The following is a 15,804-nucleotide window of genomic DNA, read 5'->3' as shown; positions in this document are numbered from 1 at the left end:
CAGTTGGTGAAATTCCATCATTAATGTCCAAAGTATTGGAGCAGTGCGTCTTTTCGACTTCTACTTACACTCAAGGCTTTTTGATCATCCATGATCACAAAACCACCATCCCCGCGCATGTACTTTTCAATCTTTGACAAATTGATCAGGTTTGAATTGTGTATGCGAAGAAAACCTTCATCTGCCAGCATGGCTTCAATTTCTTTCAATGTCCTGCTTACCAGGATTTTCTTTTGATTGTCCAGGTGTATGTAGGTGTAATTGCTGTCTGAAATGCAATACAAAATCTCTTTGATTTTCACGAAATACAACCCCTCCTGGGTGGGTACAGCTATACGTTCCTTTAATGGTTTTTGTGGATTGATTGCCTGGTAGAAGATCTCCATTTGCTCCGGTTGAATGGGAGCTTTTTTGGCTTTTTGAACTTTTTGAATCGCGGAGATAAGATCATTCTTATCGATAGGCTTTAGCAGGTAATCGATCGCGCTGGCTTTGAATGCTTTAACAGCAAATTCATCATATGCAGTGGTGAAAATCACGTCAAAACGTATATCAGAACATTGCTGAAGCAACTCAAATCCATTCATTTCAGGCATTTCAATATCTAAGAACAGTAAATCAATGGGGTTAGCTTGTATATAATCAAGTGCAGTGAGCGGTGATTCAAACGTATGGATCACTTCAACGATAGGAGCATACTTATCCAGCTGCCATTGAAGTGTTTCAATGCAATGCAACTCATCATCTAGTATCACACTTCTAATCTTCATATGCTACAGTATTTTCTATCATGATTCTTAGCGTCACTTTTGTACCCAAACTTTTGTCGTGGCAATCTCCAAGGTCTGCCACCTCCACATGCGTTGATTCATTAAATTTTTGATTTATGTGATTAAGCCTGTCTTTCGTGATACTCATACCATAAGACTTATTTTTTACCGCAGACTTACTTCGAATCTGCTTTGCAGCTTTTCTTCCTATCCCATTATCAACGATTGTGCATACAAGCATTTGTCCTTCTTTATCAATAGCAATTCGCAAAACTCCCGTACCATCTTTTTTGTGCATTAACCCATGCCAGATGCTGTTTTCCACATAGGGCTGTAAGATCATGGGAGGGACCTCCAGGTAATCCACATCCAGTTCCGGGTCAACATTTATTTCGTACTCAAATTTTCCGTTGAATCGTAGTGCCTCTATCTCAATGTAGAGCTTCAATGATTCAAGCTCATTGCATAGAGAAATCTTTGGTGATTTTGAATTGTGAAGAACCTGCCGGATCAGTTTGCTGAATTTAGCAAGGTACTCTGAGGCTTGCTCCTGTTCATTTTTGATGATGAAACTGTTGATGGAATTGAGGCAATTGAAAAGAAAATGAGGATTCATCTGTGCACGAAGCGTCTGCAATTCAGAATCTGCCAATTGCTTCTCAAAACTGCGTTGCATGGCTTCTTTTATAATCTTGTCGGTTTTTATTTTGTTTTTATGACGAGACCAGAGAAGACCCACCACTGTCAGCAATAGTAATGAAGCCGCAAAAAAGGTAATTTGTAACTGGTTGCTTTTCCTTAGTGCAATGGCTTTAATCTCGTTTTCCTTATTAAGTAATTCGATGGATTTGTTCTTTTTCTCCGTTTCATATTCCAACGCCAATTTCTCGATTGCCTGGCGACTTTCCAGATTGTAAATGCTGTCATTTACAATTGCTTTTTCACGGAAGTAATCCAATGCCTTTTTGTAATCACCGTTTTGATAATGGATGTTATAAAGAAGATCAAGGTTGTATTGAGCCAGATATAGGTCATTGTATTTTTTACTTAAGTCGATGGATTTTTCCATCATTCTTTCAGCTTCCTGGTACCTGTTTTGAGCAAACATGATCTCTGCATAAGTACTGTAGGGATACATAGCCTCTATTTCCTCATTGAGCGAGTCGGCGAGTGAGAGTGCCCGACGTACATTCATTTCCGCTTCAGGAAGCCTTTTCATTAATAACATGGTGTAGGCTTTATTATTGAAGGCAGTAATAAGCCTCAGGTAATGATCAAACTTTTGATTAAGTCTGATTGCTTTATCGAGGTAGAATAAGGAGCTGTCATAGTTTTCGTCTGCATCGAAACAGCTGCTGATATTCGTATAATAAATGGCCAATTGATAATCCAAATGATTACTTTGTTCTTTGAGAAGAATGGCTTTCTGATAATAATCCTTGGCTGTGGCATATTCTGATAAAAACATATATGCTCTTCCAAGTCCTGCGAGAATGGTGGCCATAAGATCCGGATCTTTATATGCCTCTGCGTAGCGTAAGGCTTTCAAGTGATACTCTATAGCTGTTTGGACTTTACTTTCTTCATCGAAAATGGCTCCCAGGGTATTGTAAAGTTTAGCGAGGAAATAAAGGGAATCCTCATGTATTGAGGCAAGAGGAAATGCCTGCTGAGCGACAGATTTTGCTTCATTGAATTCGCCTTTATTTCTTAGGTGTATACCCTTAGCCAGAAGAAATGATATAGAGGTCTCCGGATCTGAATCTTCATCTATCTTGGATTCAATTTGCTGGATCAGGTCTGGGACTCGCTTGGGCTGAAACTCGAGGTATAAATTCAGCAATTCAATTTCGATTTTTAATCGACGATGTTCGTCTAACTCAATCTTTAGCAATTGCTCTAGACGATCAATATTCGATTGTGCATTAACCTGAAAAGTTATCGAAAGGGTGATGCCAAGTATGAAGTAGAGTAAATAGTTGTATTTAGGCATGTTTAGCAATGGTGCTCAAATAGACCACCTAAATTCATGATTTTTTTTATAAAACAACATTATTACACAAGATGATGCCTTTTTGAGAAATCCTTTAAGTAGAATGAGTAACTCACGTCCCATTTTAGTGGATGGCAGCTTTTGGTGAGTTATTAGTGGAGCTTATGGCAAAAAATCAATCGGTTTAAGCAGCGATCATCTTCTGGACATAATCCTCACTGAGTGTTTGGTGCTGACCAAAAACATTAAGGTTAACAGTGGCATTACTGTCAGAGAAAAACCCGCTGATTGCATCATACATCTCTATTTTGCTCAGTCGGCCATCCCGGTTGACGTCCAGTTGTTTAAAGGCATTAATGATATTCCCTCGTTTGAGCCCGAGAATGCTATAGAGACTTTCAAATTCATCAAAATCTATGAATCCATCTTTGTTGTGATCGCAAAGGTCAAACAGAAATCTTACGGCTGATGCAGAAAACCATCTAATGAAATAAGATTTTTCTGTGCCCTCATTTGAGCGCTTGATAATACGAACCCATTCATGAACGGTGATTTTTCGACCTTTTCCATCTGACTCCATTAAGAGTCGGTCAAAATTCTTGATGGTCATATATCTCAGGTAATTCTTCTCTGCATTATTGAAAAGGCCTTTTCTACAGTCATAGAGGCGATCCAGCAGCTCATCAAAATCTCTGGGCTCCAGTACGCCATCTCTATTGCTGTCCAGTACGTAGAAAAAGAAAATCCACTTTCTTATGGTGTCTTCAAGTAGCACGGTCGATGATTTATATGTCTAATGTACCAAAGAGTAATCAAACCTTCAGGTCTTTTTAGTTAAACAGCTAAAAATAGGCCACTACGGGATCACAGCTGTCGTTCGATACTTTAAAGTGGTGTATAGCAAATGGCAATCTGACACTTTTGATTACCTTTAATCCAAACATCAATTAGGTAATGAGTGCTCAAAGTAATAGGACAGCAGTAGTTATAGTAATCATCATACTGGTACTCGCCGGATCATTAGGTGCCTGGTATTTTGGATTTTACAAACCCGAACAGGAAGCTAAAGAGCAAGCCCGTCTGGCGGCTATAGCGGAAGCAGAGGCGGAGCAAAAACGACAGGAAGATGCAGCCAGAAAGAAAGCACGATATGATCAACTCATCACGGATGCAGATGCCGCATTTGATCAGGAAGACTGGGAGTCTGCACGTTCGCTCTATTCAGATGCCTTATCCCTTTTTCCTAATCAGGCACACCCACAAAACCGACTCACCTCGGTCAATGAAAAACTAGATGAGATAGCAGCACGAGAGGCCAGGAGGGAAGCGGGGGTAATTGAAACCATTACTTCGCCGACGGGCCGTTTTTATGTGATTATTTCCAGCAGCATTGACGATGACCTGGCGATGGACTATGCGAAAAAGCTTTCGAAAGACGGAACCAGCGTCAAGCTTGTGCAGCATAATTACAATGAGCTGCCATTTCACGGGGTATCTGTCGCTGACTATGATAGCTGGGGGCAAGCAGAGTCTGCATTAAATGCATATACGAACTTCACTGGTAATGCGTGGGTACTGAAGTACTGAATAACTCCCTGTAATTCTTCCTGCCAAATATTTGATTTACCATGTATCAGGGAGGTTCTATTGGTCGGATTTTTTAGTAACTTAAATAGCAACTTTGGATGAAATCAATGAAGAGATAGGGACGAATCTTGATTCAGAATACTCGAATACCTTGTCAGGTTTGATCGTTGAAAAAGTAGGTCATAAGCTGGAGAAGGGGAGTAACCTGCAGTTAGATGATGAAACCCAGGTAACTATTCTGGAGGTAGATGGTATAAGAGTAAAGAAAGCTGAAATAGTGGTCATAAAGCCTACGGATGATTTAGACTAAAAAACATACCTGCTAGAAATTTTATCCTTTTGACTGCTACAACTATTCTCTTTTTTTCGTAAGAATTTGCTTTGCAACTTTCTTGTCCTTCTTTACTTTTACTAAAAATATTAGTAAAATGAGAATAACCAGAAAAAGCGAAGGATTGAATGAAGAGGAATGGATGAGACGGGTGACTAAGCTCTATAAGGAACGGCAGACCCTGTTTCCCATTGAGTATGAACCGTTGAAACGGCTGTATGATCAAGACTACAGCATCGAAGAGGCACTACTGAAGGATCTGACCAAGGGGCACATGTATGCATTTATGGAGCTACACATCAAACATGAGTTAGGTGAGTATACCACTACCTTTCGGACGGATGAACAGGCGAAGCAGTTTTTCCAGAAATTTCCCGAAATTAGAAGGGAACTAACTCTCTGAAACCATGTGCTATGATGCGGCCACCATGGCCAAGAAGGCCAAACATTATGCTCAGCGCTACGGCGATACCGATATGTGGGAGCAGGTGAAGATCAAATACCCGGCGATGTATCACCTCAATGGGTTTGACGAGCCAGACCTTCCGGTCATCACCAATGAGCAGCCCGACAAGGTAAACCTGCATCATTGGGCTTTCGTGCCGTTTGTCTACGCACCGCAGATCAACGGGCGACTTATGAACACACTCAATGCACGGGATGATAAGATATTTAAGTCATCCAGCATCTACTCCAAGTCTGCTAAAACGCGCAGGTGTCTGGTGATGCTGGATGGTTTCTTTGATCATCATAAGAAAGATGGCATAGCGTATCCACACTATGTACGGCTGAAAAGTGATGAGCCCTTTCTGGTAGGAGGTTTGTGGCAGACGTTCGAAGATCCTAAGGATGGTATTCCAGTTGATACGGTGACGCTGGTCACCGGTCCGGCCAATAAGGAGATGGCCTGGGTGCATAATGAGCCTGCTTATTCTCCTGACTCCCGGATGATCTTCATCGTACCTAAAGCACATGATGAGGTATGGTTGCATGGCTCTCCAGAAGATGCTGCTGAGATCATACAGCCCTTATCAGATGGATTATTGGAGTATTACCCTTGCCATCCAATCAAAGACAATAAAAAGCTCAACCGGAAGTACCCCGGCAATGTTCCTGAAGTGCAGCAACGCAAGTATTACCCCAAGCTGGAGGAAGTACAGGGTGGGTTGTTCTAAGGAGTGGGTTATTGCATTTTTTTGATTTCATCGGATGCTTTTTGATAGTAATCCCTAAACTTTTTATGATCATGCTGATCATTGGCAAGCAATAAGCGTTGGAATGCTTTGAGATTGACGATTGCTGAGTCTGATTCTCCGTTCTGGCGGTGGATCATTGCAAGATGATATCGACTCAGCGGATATCGAAAATCCTGCCCATTCATTACGATTGATTTGTAATGATAGGAAGCACTATCATACTGTTCTGTCAACCGAAAACATTCAGCCATTTGAAACTGCGCTTTTACATATTCCGGATATTCATCAAAGGCTACCTGATAATAACGTAGGGCTTGTATGTATTCATCATGCTTAAAATAATCATCACCTACTCGTGAGATTAATATTGCTTGTCGTTTATTGACTTGCGAAAAAGAGGCAAATGCAACAAATAGCATTGCGATAAGAAATACTAAGTTCTTTTTCTTCTTCATGGTGAATACAATTCCAAACCTAAGATATTACTTTATTCAAATACAGAACTCACATGCAAAATCATTGATATAATGCTGGCAATTTGAGCTGTTTTTAAGGCGAATTGGTTCATAGACTTTAGTCAAATCATCATTTTTTTATTCTAACTGCAACCTAATTCTCAATCGAATGTCTAATGCAGAAATCATCTGATAACCGGCAACCCTAATTGCCATTTAAACTACTTATATGAATACGATCTTTTTCAATCAATCACAATCATTACGCATCGTTTGGAGAATACTACTTTTTATTGTTATCTCTTTTGGTATCAATATTCCAATGCAAATCGCCATTGGCAATCTGATGGAGCAGGGGCTTTTGCGTGGGTTTCTGTCTTCTTCGGCCTTTCTGCTTTCGGTGTTCATTGCTTACCGTATCGAAGTAAAGCGGTTTGCCAGATCATCTTTTGAAGCTTATGGTTTTAAAATAGATAAAAGCTGGTGGGTCCAATTTGGTATTGGTTGCATGATCTCCGCCCTTCAGTTGGTGTTATTTTTTGTGATTATGCATGCGATGGGATATATAGATGTTGTAGGATTCTTTACCACCACTGCTGATTACTCTTTCTCCGGCGGGTTTATTTCTGAGGTATGGTCCCACATGGTGACAGGGGTCACAGAAGAGGTCATCCATCGGTCTGTTTTATTCTTTTTAGCTTTTGAAGGAGCACGCCGGCTGGGGAAGTCAACTACCTTTTCAGCGATAGCCGGATGTGTGTTTTCTTCATTGGTGTTTGGCCTGGGACACAGCGGCAATGAGGGAGCTTCCTTGTTTTCCACGGTTAACTTGTGGATGGATGCCTTTATCCTGTGTTTGCCATTCTTGCTTACCGGCAAGTTGGCCATGTCCATAGCCATGCACTTTTCGTGGAACCTGATTCAGGGAGCGATTTTAGGATTTCCTGTCAGCGGCTATCCGGCCAAGGTTTCTGTATTGCAGCTACAAATAGAAAACAACATCTGGACGGGTGGAGCTTTTGGACCGGAAGCAAGTGCAATCAGTATTGCATTAAGTACCTTGGCACTAGGTACCATCTATTGGTACAAGCAGGCAGGGGGGTATAAAAACTGGATCAATGTGGGTATTCCGGAATCCGTGGAAACAGCAAGGGCGTCACGATTGCAAACCACCTGAGGAACGTGATTAAAAAGATGGAAATAGGCAGTTCAAACTGCCTATTTCCATATGAAAATCTGTTGTAGTTTTGCGATCATTTTTTTAAAACTATGCTGAATACGACTACTCACACGATCAAGTTACTACTAAGTATTTCATTGATTATCGCACTGCTGACTGGATGCAAAAAGGAAGATGAGGCCATGCCTATTCCGGAATTCCCTAAGCTGTTAGATGAATCCCGCATACAGGAAACTATCGGGGTAGCAGATACGATCACTCTCTATTTCAATGATTTCTTCACTGGTTTTGAAGAGTATTATCAGGTGGAGAGCAAGTATTACTTACTAGATCTCGTATCCATTTCATTCGATGATATGGCCATTGATACAGCTCAGAACATGACCGACAATTCCATTGATCTATGGGTAAATGAGCTATTGACCCCCAATACCACCTACAATGTATCTGTAACACTTGAGTGGACATTAAACCGAACAGCACATCAGGTAACAGAGGAAATAGCTATTCGAACTGACGAAAAGGGGTTCCCAGTAGAAAATATTCTGGCTAGCTACCCAATAGATCGTCAGTATTATTTCTTGCAAGGAGAATATGCTAATGGATTCTTGTATTTGGACAAATTACCTGCATCAGCTGATGATTATACCGTAACTGTGTTTGACGTGGATGGGAATGAATTAAGTACATCCACGGTTGTTAAAAATTCCGACCATTCTCGGCTGGATTTTGACCTCCCTTCGCTTGCCAACGAAGAAATATATCATCTTTCCTTCCAAGAGAAAGGTGAAGTGCTTTTTGCTATAGACTTTCGCACAAGTAAATACGATCGATTCGAAGATAAAATAGCTAACATGAGTCCCGGTAATACGGTAAACAGAGGGTTACACATCCCATGGAGTCAACACTTCCTTATCCAGCAAGCTTCTATACTGGAGGAGGGATTTGATAAGGCTGAGGTTCGTACAGCGACAGAAGCCATAGAGGGACAGGGGTATAATTATTGTGATGGACTGATCATGCTGGAGTTTAACCCTACAGATAACGCCTGGTATGATGAGTTTCTGTATCCGGTGGTGTACGCGCCATTTCCTGATGAAGACTTTGAGCCTAAATATGCATTTCACCCTAATTTGGGAGATCAATTGTTTCGTGCCATGCACTTTAGTTTGCCTGAGTCGCTGATTGAGTTGACTGATGGGGAAATAGATTCAGGTATTGCAACTCAAGATGCAACTGGAACATTGGATGTCCTTTTCTATGTGCAATCGGCCGCCTATTATGATTTTAAAACATTACAGGAAAGTGTGGTGGACGAGTATATCAATGATGCTACAATGGATGAGCGTGTGGAGCTGGTGGTTTGGGGGCAATATCAGGTGTTGCGTACCGGTACCTATAAATATGATGCAAAATACCGGCTGCCTGACGGTACGATTACCAGCTCAGTCACTTATGAGATGGTTTATAATTGATCTTTCAAATAACATGAGATCGCTTCCCATGCTCCTGCTTGGAGTCAGGTAGGAGTGATGGTATTGAGCCTGGAGAATCAAAGTATTGTGGCAGCTAAACCTCAATCTTACTGCAAAGAGAGATTCACATGACTCAGATAGTTATGCTCAGGTCTTCAAACCCATTTGTCTTTCAGGTCCTTATACTTCGTCCTACCAATAGGAATCAATTCTTCATTCTTTAGCTCTGCCATGTATTTACTCCCTGATTGCACGATGATTTCCTTTACCTCTGACATCTTCACCAGGTAGGACTTGTGGATGCGTTCAAAAGAAGGGAATAGCAGCTGTTCCAGGTTTTCAAGTGATTTATCATGTAGTTCCTTGCTGCCATTGATAAGGAAGAGTTCGGTGTAGGATCCGGCACCTTTGATGTAAAGCACCTCATCAATGGGTATCAACTGGATACGGCTTCTTTTCTTCACTCCTAAGTATTTGACCGAATTGGATGCTCTTTTCCCTTTTTCAACAACCTTGTTGAAAGCTTCTTCCAGCCGGTCTCGGTTAAAGGGCTTTGGAACAAAATCCAATACGCCATACTCAAATGCGGTGATCGCCTGCTCCTTATATGCTGAAACAATGATGGTGTGAAACGATTTTGAAACCGCTGTGGCAAGCAAGTCAAAGCCATTGTCTCCATTTAGATTTAAATCCAATAGTACAAGGTCCAATGAGGTGCTTTCTATAAACTCCGTTGCTTTATCAAGGGTGTCAATGTGAGTCAGGGTATTCAGACTGTCGCCAAGGATATCACGCGTCATGCGTTCAATGCGCTTAGCAATTCTTGATTCGTCTTCAACAATTAAAATGTCCATGCGCTCAGGCGTATATTTTGATAATGTTTTTCCAGCCATCATCGGTTGGCTCGGAGATCAGGTCCCAATTCGATTGATAACTTTCTGTCAGTCGGGCCCTGATGTATTTCAACCCCGTACCTTCTTTTGTTTCCCTGCTTTCTCTCACGCGTTTAGCAAAGGTCAGAAAAGTATACATCCCATACTCTTCAGTAGATTCATAGATTACCTTGAATCTGATGGTGTTATCCTCCAATGGCAAGCTGTGGGTAATTCCGTTTTCCAACAGGGTATGAAGAATGGCAGGAGGTATTTTTTGCTCCGGCTCGATTCCTTCCACCCCCAGGGAATAGTTTATCTCCTTTCTGTATGCCATGATCTCCAGATGCGTTTTGCATAGCGCTATCTCTTGTTCTATTGGGATCAGTGTTTGATCTTCAATCTGGTTAATAAGCTCAAATTCTTTGGCCAATGCTTCAATGAATTGAACTCCTTTTTTTGGTGCTTCTTCTACCCAGTCAATCAGAGAGGTCAGGGTATTCATAAGGAAGTGTGGCTGAATGTTCTTTTTGAGCAATTCCAACCGTAGGCGGGTAGATTGCACCAATGAGTTCTCATACGCCAAGCGTTGCTCTTTTAGTTGTAAAGAAAGCAGATACATCATGCTAAGTAGTATGAGCGCAAAACCGGTGTAGATGCTCATCAGGAATGGAATTGAAAAGCGAAGAACAACACAAAGCAGGAGTATGAGCCATACCAGAAAGGCGCCCCTTACTTTCTTGTATACACCAAATGTCACAATGGTGGTAGAGAAGACCCATAAACTTAAGGCCATATTGTATACCGTAAAACCAAAGAAATGGTGGTTGAATACGAAGAAATATAATAGTACACAAGCATAAGCACCTAACAGCCACTTGTGCTTTGGAACTGGAAACTGCAAAGTGAAATAAAGCGGGATTAGGAAGGAAATGCCAAACATCAGACCAGATATAACTTCCAGGCGCAGGACATGCTGACTATAATGGATAGGTACTGCTATTCTTACAAACTGGGTCATAGCTAATGCAAAAAACAGGAAACAGCAAATACTAAAAATCAGCATTGGGTATTCCTTTTTGTTCCCTAGAAACAGAAAAAGGAAATAGATGGATGCAATAAGAAAGGCGCCAGCAAAAATGTGAATATACGAGGTTTCGATCAGGCGATCGGTTAGTAAATCATCGTAATGATCAATTACGATTTCATACAGCCCAACATGGTCCGGGAAGTAGTAGTTACTTAGCCGCAAAGCGAGCATATGTTCGCCTTCGCTGGTGAGGTGAGCAGGAATACTAAATGTCACCCACAATTCACCCTCAGGAGAAAGCCCCGCTTCCTGACCGGGGTTTCCGTTTTTCCCTATTAATACGCCATCCCAAAATACTTCATACTCTCCATACGCCTCTATTTGAAGACCGTAAGGCCTAAACTCCTCCGTTGGTGATTCAAGAATGTCTATCCTGGTCCTGGACCAGAAAACCTGACCCTCTGGAACTAGCGATAACCGTCTTTTCCATTGACTATCATTCCAGACCTTTTTAGCCCACGAAGGGTGATCACCTATTTGAAATACCGTAGCATGTTCTTCGTAAATGGCGGGCTTTTGCTCACAGGAAGTTGCCAGCAGCAAGATGCCTATTAGAAGAAAAAATGGTGAGGATCTCAAATCGATATTGGATTGGTTTTTCATGCAAAGTAACCCGATATCACCGTCTTTTCTTATTGGTTTAGAGCAGTTCATTCATGCATAGAGCAGTTGACAAGGTAAACAGCGATAAAATACAACCTTCGGAAGAGGTTTGAGGTAGAAGCTTCCAAAATCGAAACCTATAAATGAAAATCTCTTTAAACGAATTCTTGAAAGAATTGATCATAAATGCCAGGGGAGTAAAGCTAGCGATGATATGGTATGTAACGAATTTAATATCGTTAAACATTGTCTTTGCTCAAGAAAACACAGAAAGCATTACTGATCTTCCTTCATTAGAAACCCTCGGTGAACCTGCAGTCACCTTGGGCAAGGTATCTTCCATTCAGTCAAACGTGTTAAGCAAGTCCATTCCGCTATCCATCCATTTACCAGAGAACTACGAGAATTCCAGGAAATCCTATCCTGTGGTGTATATGTTGGGGTCAGATTACCGAGCTCGTTTCGCCATGTTAGCTTCTACACTAGACTACATGGGCGAGGGGCAAATTCCTGAGATGATACTCATAGGAATTGATTTGCCTGAGGGCAATGGTATTCTGTTACCTACATGGGAAAATCAAGACACAACCATTCCGGATGCCTATATTGATTTCTTTGAGACCGAGCTGATACCACGAGTTGACAATACATACCGCACGGCCCCATTCAGAGTGCTTTTTGGCGCTTCTAACAGTGGGTTTTTCACTATTTACACACTGCTCAACAACCCCCTTTTGTTTAATGCCTACTTAGCAAGCAGTCCATCCCTTAGTCACATACCGGAAGTGATTCAACAAAAAATAAAATCTGGTCCGTTACAAACGCTTGAAGAAAACCGATCGCTACACATCATTTACAGCGATGAAGAGGGAGAGTTACCAACCATGGTTTCTGAATTCTCTAGCGTGGTAGAGAAGAACAAACCAGCAAGTTTTATCTATAAAGTAGATGAATTGGTGAACCAGGGCCATGTGCCGGCGATCGATTTCAACCTATTTCTTCTTGCGTTATACCCTGACTTCAATTCCCTCGATGAATTGGACTCCCTGGATAAAGTGATAGCACACTTCGAAATGTTGTCGAAACGCTACGGGTATGAAATCCTTCCGCCTATATCGGTCTTAATGGACCTGGGTGTTGACAATATAATAAGTAAGGATTTGGATGTGGCAGAAGAAATTTATGAATATTCCTTACAAGTGTATCCTGAAGGTAAGTTACTATATGTCGGAATGGGTATTGTACAAAGAAATCAGGGTCAACTTGATGATGCCAGGCTCATGTTCGAAAAAGCATTGACCATTGATCCCGATTTTTCACTTGCGAAAAGGTGGCTGCAAAGACTCCAGAAATAAATCTTACTTACTCATCAAAGAAATAAATCATGAAAAACATCATCTCAATTCTCTTATTCCTACTATCGCTTCATAGTCTCTTTGCTCAAGCAACCAACGAGCACGAATTTCCTAAACTTGAAGGTCCCTATATGGGCCAGCAGCCTCCGGGTATGATTGCCAAGCCTTTTGCGCCAGGCATCATTTCCAAAGATGCGTGGGAGCTGGAAGGAGTTTTTGCTCCAGGTATGAATGAATTTTACTTCACCATGGATCGTGGCAGCTACACAAGCGACAATCCGACCAACTTCAAGCCCACAGTTATTGGCTTTCGCCTAGAAAACAATGTCTGGAAGAAATACATTGAATTTGCCCGAGATGGTGAAATAACCTTTTCTCCTGATGGTCAGCGCATGCACATGGCAGAGGGCTACAAAGACCGTGTCGGTGAGGGCTGGTCTGAGCGAGCGAGTTTAGGTCCTATGTTTGACCGGGAAGACTGGGGGATCATGCGTTTGTCAGCTTCGTCAAAGGGTACGTATGTGTTTGACGATTATAAAAACAATGACGCCATTCGGATTTCAGAGGTCAGAGATGGTAAACGTCAAACACCCGTTAAAATGAGTTCCGTGATCAATTCGGGCAAAATGACAGCTCATCCTTTCATTGCTCCAGATGAGAGCTACATCATCTGGGACAGTGAACGAGAAGAAGGGTATGGCGACTCTGACCTGTATATCAGCTTCAAGCAAGCCGATGGCAGCTGGGGTCCGGCCATCAATATGGGCGAAGGGGTGAATTCCTCAAGTTGGGATGCGTATGCGACGGTCACGCCTGATGGCAAGTACATACTTTTCAATAGAAAGATGGATGATAAGGGCGACAATGTGGACATCTACTGGGTAGATGCAAAGATCATTGAGACCCTAAGCCATCAAAATGAATCATACTAATTACTCAACTTATTCAACGACCAATTGCTCGCTATATGAATTAAATTGTTCAATAGAGAGATAGCTCATAAAATGTATTAACAATGAAAAAGATCATCTCTGCATTCTTCGTCATCCTTCTTCTTCAATCATGTAAGGAAGAGTCAAATACAGATACTACAGACATTATAAAAGAGGTCGAAACGTGCCTGACAACTCGGGTGCACATAGCTGGTGACTCTACATGGTCCATCGAAGAACGCATGAAACACTACGGAATTCCAGGTGTAAGTATCGCAGTAATACATAATGGAGAAATAGCATGGTCCAAGGGCTATGGGGTGATGGATAAGGAAAATCAAACTCCGGTAACAACACAAACCCTTTTCCAGGCAGCTGCAACAAGTATGCCTGTGACGGCCTACGGAGCATTGCGCCTCGTAGAGAAAGGTAAGGTTAGCTTAGATGAAAACATTAACGGTTATTTGAAGTCGTGGCAAGTACCAGAAAATGAATTTACCAAGAAAGAGAAAGTCACCGTTCGAAATCTTTTAAATCACTCCGCCGGCATTCATCCGCGTGGAACTGGATCATATGGTATTGATGATGAGCTCCCAACACTTCTGGAGATACTAAACGGAACTCCCCCTGCCTCAAATGAGCCAATTACGGTTAATAAAGAGCCAGGTGAAAGTGTTCGATTTGCATACGCCAGCTATGTGCCCATTCAACAATTGATGCTTGATGTTGGAGGAAAAACATTCCCGGAAATCATGCATGAACTCGTGCTAAAACCCCTGGAAATGAATAACAGCACGTTTAAGCAAACGCTTACTGACGAGCAATTATCGAAGGTAGCAACAGGCTATTTCAAAGATGGTTCCAAGGTAAAAGGAGGAAGAAATATTCAGCCGGCTATGGCCTCAGGTGGACTGTGGACAACTGCCAAGGATTACGCAAAATTTATAACCCACGTACAGCGTTCGAATGATTTGGCTGAGCTAATGGGTACGCCATATGGAGTGGATGATTCCGGTTGGTCATTTACTCTCGGGTTAGGGTTCCAACTGTTAAATAGGGAAGGAGATATTTACTTGAGGCATCACGGGTGGAATCAAGGTTTTTATGCTGAGATAGCCGCTCATAGAGACAAAGGGTATGGTGTGGTTGTGATGACCAATTCCACATTTCCTGAATTTAATGCAGAAGTGATGCGCGCAGTTGCTATGGCTTATGATTGGGATAATTATGTTCCGGTACATCAAAAGATGGAAATAGAACCAGCTTTTATTGATGAAATAGAAGGGAGGTACCAGTCTACTGATGAGATGGTGGAAGTTTACCGAAAGGACAATCAGCTTCTTTACAAAAACATACTTAGCGAAAATGGCGTTGAGCTGATTAAAGTATCGGACAGCCTCTATGTTCGAAGAAACTCCCCTGCATTTATTCAATTTAAAAGAGGCGCTGAAAACGGAGTATTCAATTTACATTTTCTGAATAGAAATGATAGTGCCAGCATTTTCACCTTAGCCAAGGTTGCGGACGATCAGAAAAGTCCCATAGAATTCTTGCTTGAAGACGATTTTGAAAACGCGCTCATTGCCTATAGGAATATAAAGGAGCTCGACCCAACACATCCAACCGTGCAAGAAGCTTTCATTGATGATATCGCCTATGATTTTTACCATGCCGATAGAATGACTTTATCACTAAACACTTTCAAAATAAATATGATACTCTATCCGGATAGTTATAAGGTATATGGAAGTTACGCTGAGGCTTGTGAAAAAGCAGGAGAAATAGATTTGGCCATCTCAAATTATTCGAAATCACTTGAATTGAATCCTCAAAACAATCGTGCGAAGCATGAACTCAAGAGGTTACAAAACGGCGAATAACGGCTGACACAGTATGGAAGTTGAGCAGTAATGATAATTCTTGATCAAATTGGAAACTGTCATATCAAAAAGTCGTAATAGGTAG

15 protein-coding genes are annotated in these 15,804 nt (G+C 41.6%); 9 read left to right on the top strand and 6 right to left on the bottom strand.

Annotated features, from left to right (window positions below):
* Window positions 1–20: 20 nt before the first annotated feature.
* The 3 genes from ACXAH9_RS07995 to ACXAH9_RS07985 all read right to left on the bottom strand — a co-directional run bounded on the left by ACXAH9_RS07995 (window position 21) and on the right by ACXAH9_RS07985 (window position 3,538).
* Entirely contained in the window at window positions 21–770 is a 750-nt protein-coding gene (locus ACXAH9_RS07995) for a LytR/AlgR family response regulator transcription factor (RefSeq protein WP_474894339.1), read from the bottom strand.
* Entirely contained in the window at window positions 760–2,763 is a 2,004-nt protein-coding gene (locus tag ACXAH9_RS07990; protein WP_474894338.1) for a tetratricopeptide repeat-containing sensor histidine kinase, read from the bottom strand. The genes ACXAH9_RS07995 and ACXAH9_RS07990 overlap by 11 nt, the downstream gene beginning before the upstream one ends.
* A 184-nt stretch (window positions 2,764–2,947) precedes the next feature.
* On the bottom strand, window positions 2,948–3,538 hold the full coding sequence (locus ACXAH9_RS07985; protein WP_474894337.1) for an EF-hand domain-containing protein: 591 nt from the start codon (window positions 3,536–3,538) through the stop codon (window positions 2,948–2,950).
* A 179-nt stretch (window positions 3,539–3,717) separates the two neighbouring features.
* Here ACXAH9_RS07985 and ACXAH9_RS07980 point away from each other — a divergent pair, with 179 nt between their 5' ends.
* The 4 genes from ACXAH9_RS07980 to ACXAH9_RS07965 all read left to right on the top strand — a co-directional run bounded on the left by ACXAH9_RS07980 (window position 3,718) and on the right by ACXAH9_RS07965 (window position 5,856).
* Entirely contained in the window at window positions 3,718–4,350 is a 633-nt protein-coding gene (locus ACXAH9_RS07980) for a hypothetical protein (RefSeq protein ID WP_474894336.1), read from the top strand.
* 94 nt (window positions 4,351–4,444) lie between these two features.
* Window positions 4,445–4,660, top strand: coding sequence for a transporter associated domain-containing protein (locus ACXAH9_RS07975; protein WP_474894335.1), 216 nt, complete (start codon window positions 4,445–4,447; stop codon window positions 4,658–4,660).
* Between the two features lie 118 nt (window positions 4,661–4,778).
* Window positions 4,779–5,084, top strand: coding sequence for a hypothetical protein (locus tag ACXAH9_RS07970; protein WP_474894334.1), 306 nt, complete (start codon window positions 4,779–4,781; stop codon window positions 5,082–5,084).
* Window positions 5,085–5,088: 4 nt separating this feature from the next.
* Window positions 5,089–5,856, top strand: a complete 768-nt coding sequence (locus ACXAH9_RS07965; protein ID WP_474894333.1) for an SOS response-associated peptidase — start codon at window positions 5,089–5,091, stop codon at window positions 5,854–5,856.
* Window positions 5,857–5,864: 8 nt separating this feature from the next.
* On the opposite strand, the gene ACXAH9_RS07960 is transcribed toward ACXAH9_RS07965, so the two are convergent.
* On the bottom strand, window positions 5,865–6,332 hold the full coding sequence (locus tag ACXAH9_RS07960) for a tetratricopeptide repeat protein (protein WP_474894332.1): 468 nt from the start codon (window positions 6,330–6,332) through the stop codon (window positions 5,865–5,867).
* A 229-nt stretch (window positions 6,333–6,561) separates the two neighbouring features.
* Here ACXAH9_RS07960 and ACXAH9_RS07955 point away from each other — a divergent pair, with 229 nt between their 5' ends.
* Both ACXAH9_RS07955 and ACXAH9_RS07950 read left to right on the top strand, forming a co-directional pair.
* A complete protein-coding gene (locus ACXAH9_RS07955) occupies window positions 6,562–7,509 on the top strand; it encodes a lysostaphin resistance A-like protein (RefSeq protein ID WP_474894331.1) in 948 nt (315 codons plus the stop codon).
* A gap of 92 nt (window positions 7,510–7,601) precedes the next feature.
* A complete protein-coding gene (locus ACXAH9_RS07950; protein ID WP_474894330.1) occupies window positions 7,602–8,987 on the top strand; it encodes a hypothetical protein in 1,386 nt (461 codons plus the stop codon).
* Between the two features lie 155 nt (window positions 8,988–9,142).
* Here the strand turns inward: ACXAH9_RS07950 and ACXAH9_RS07945 are convergent, their stop codons facing one another.
* Both ACXAH9_RS07945 and ACXAH9_RS07940 read right to left on the bottom strand, forming a co-directional pair.
* Complete coding sequence (locus ACXAH9_RS07945; protein WP_474894329.1) at window positions 9,143–9,841, bottom strand: LytR/AlgR family response regulator transcription factor; 699 nt, start codon at window positions 9,839–9,841, stop codon at window positions 9,143–9,145.
* A 4-nt stretch (window positions 9,842–9,845) separates the two neighbouring features.
* Entirely contained in the window at window positions 9,846–11,603 is a 1,758-nt protein-coding gene (locus ACXAH9_RS07940) for a histidine kinase (protein WP_474894328.1), read from the bottom strand.
* Between the two features lie 92 nt (window positions 11,604–11,695).
* Between ACXAH9_RS07940 and ACXAH9_RS07935 the strand changes: the two genes are divergently transcribed.
* From ACXAH9_RS07935 to ACXAH9_RS07925, 3 genes are all read left to right on the top strand, one after another.
* A complete protein-coding gene (locus ACXAH9_RS07935; RefSeq protein WP_474894327.1) occupies window positions 11,696–12,907 on the top strand; it encodes an alpha/beta hydrolase-fold protein in 1,212 nt (403 codons plus the stop codon).
* A gap of 29 nt (window positions 12,908–12,936) precedes the next feature.
* Window positions 12,937–13,839, top strand: a complete 903-nt coding sequence (locus ACXAH9_RS07930; protein ID WP_474894326.1) for a TolB family protein — start codon at window positions 12,937–12,939, stop codon at window positions 13,837–13,839.
* 83 nt (window positions 13,840–13,922) lie between these two features.
* On the top strand, window positions 13,923–15,719 hold the full coding sequence (locus ACXAH9_RS07925; protein ID WP_474894325.1) for a serine hydrolase: 1,797 nt from the start codon (window positions 13,923–13,925) through the stop codon (window positions 15,717–15,719).
* Window positions 15,720–15,804: the final 85 nt, after the last annotated feature.

It is taken from the genome of Ekhidna sp. ABH4_415 (assembly GCF_056161305.1).
Note: the sequence above shows the minus strand (reverse complement) of the source record. Positions and strands in the feature narration are given on the sequence as shown.

What these genes read in the sequence shown, in the direction of transcription:
- ACXAH9_RS07995 (WP_474894339.1), bottom strand. Translation starts at nt 770, where the DNA reads ATGAAGATTAGAAGTGTGATACTAGATGATGAGTTGCATTGCATTGAA.
- ACXAH9_RS07990 (WP_474894338.1), bottom strand. Translation starts at nt 2,763, where the DNA reads ATGCCTAAATACAACTATTTACTCTACTTCATACTTGGCATCACCCTT.
- ACXAH9_RS07980 (WP_474894336.1), top strand. Translation starts at nt 3,718, where the DNA reads ATGAGTGCTCAAAGTAATAGGACAGCAGTAGTTATAGTAATCATCATA.
- ACXAH9_RS07970 (WP_474894334.1), top strand. Translation starts at nt 4,779, where the DNA reads ATGAGAATAACCAGAAAAAGCGAAGGATTGAATGAAGAGGAATGGATG.
- ACXAH9_RS07965 (WP_474894333.1), top strand. Translation starts at nt 5,089, where the DNA reads ATGTGCTATGATGCGGCCACCATGGCCAAGAAGGCCAAACATTATGCT.
- ACXAH9_RS07960 (WP_474894332.1), bottom strand. Translation starts at nt 6,332, where the DNA reads ATGAAGAAGAAAAAGAACTTAGTATTTCTTATCGCAATGCTATTTGTT.
- ACXAH9_RS07955 (WP_474894331.1), top strand. Translation starts at nt 6,562, where the DNA reads ATGAATACGATCTTTTTCAATCAATCACAATCATTACGCATCGTTTGG.
- ACXAH9_RS07950 (WP_474894330.1), top strand. Translation starts at nt 7,602, where the DNA reads ATGCTGAATACGACTACTCACACGATCAAGTTACTACTAAGTATTTCA.
- ACXAH9_RS07945 (WP_474894329.1), bottom strand. Translation starts at nt 9,841, where the DNA reads ATGGACATTTTAATTGTTGAAGACGAATCAAGAATTGCTAAGCGCATT.
- ACXAH9_RS07940 (WP_474894328.1), bottom strand. Translation starts at nt 11,603, where the DNA reads ATGAACTGCTCTAAACCAATAAGAAAAGACGGTGATATCGGGTTACTT.
- ACXAH9_RS07935 (WP_474894327.1), top strand. Translation starts at nt 11,696, where the DNA reads ATGAAAATCTCTTTAAACGAATTCTTGAAAGAATTGATCATAAATGCC.
- ACXAH9_RS07930 (WP_474894326.1), top strand. Translation starts at nt 12,937, where the DNA reads ATGAAAAACATCATCTCAATTCTCTTATTCCTACTATCGCTTCATAGT.
- ACXAH9_RS07925 (WP_474894325.1), top strand. Translation starts at nt 13,923, where the DNA reads ATGAAAAAGATCATCTCTGCATTCTTCGTCATCCTTCTTCTTCAATCA.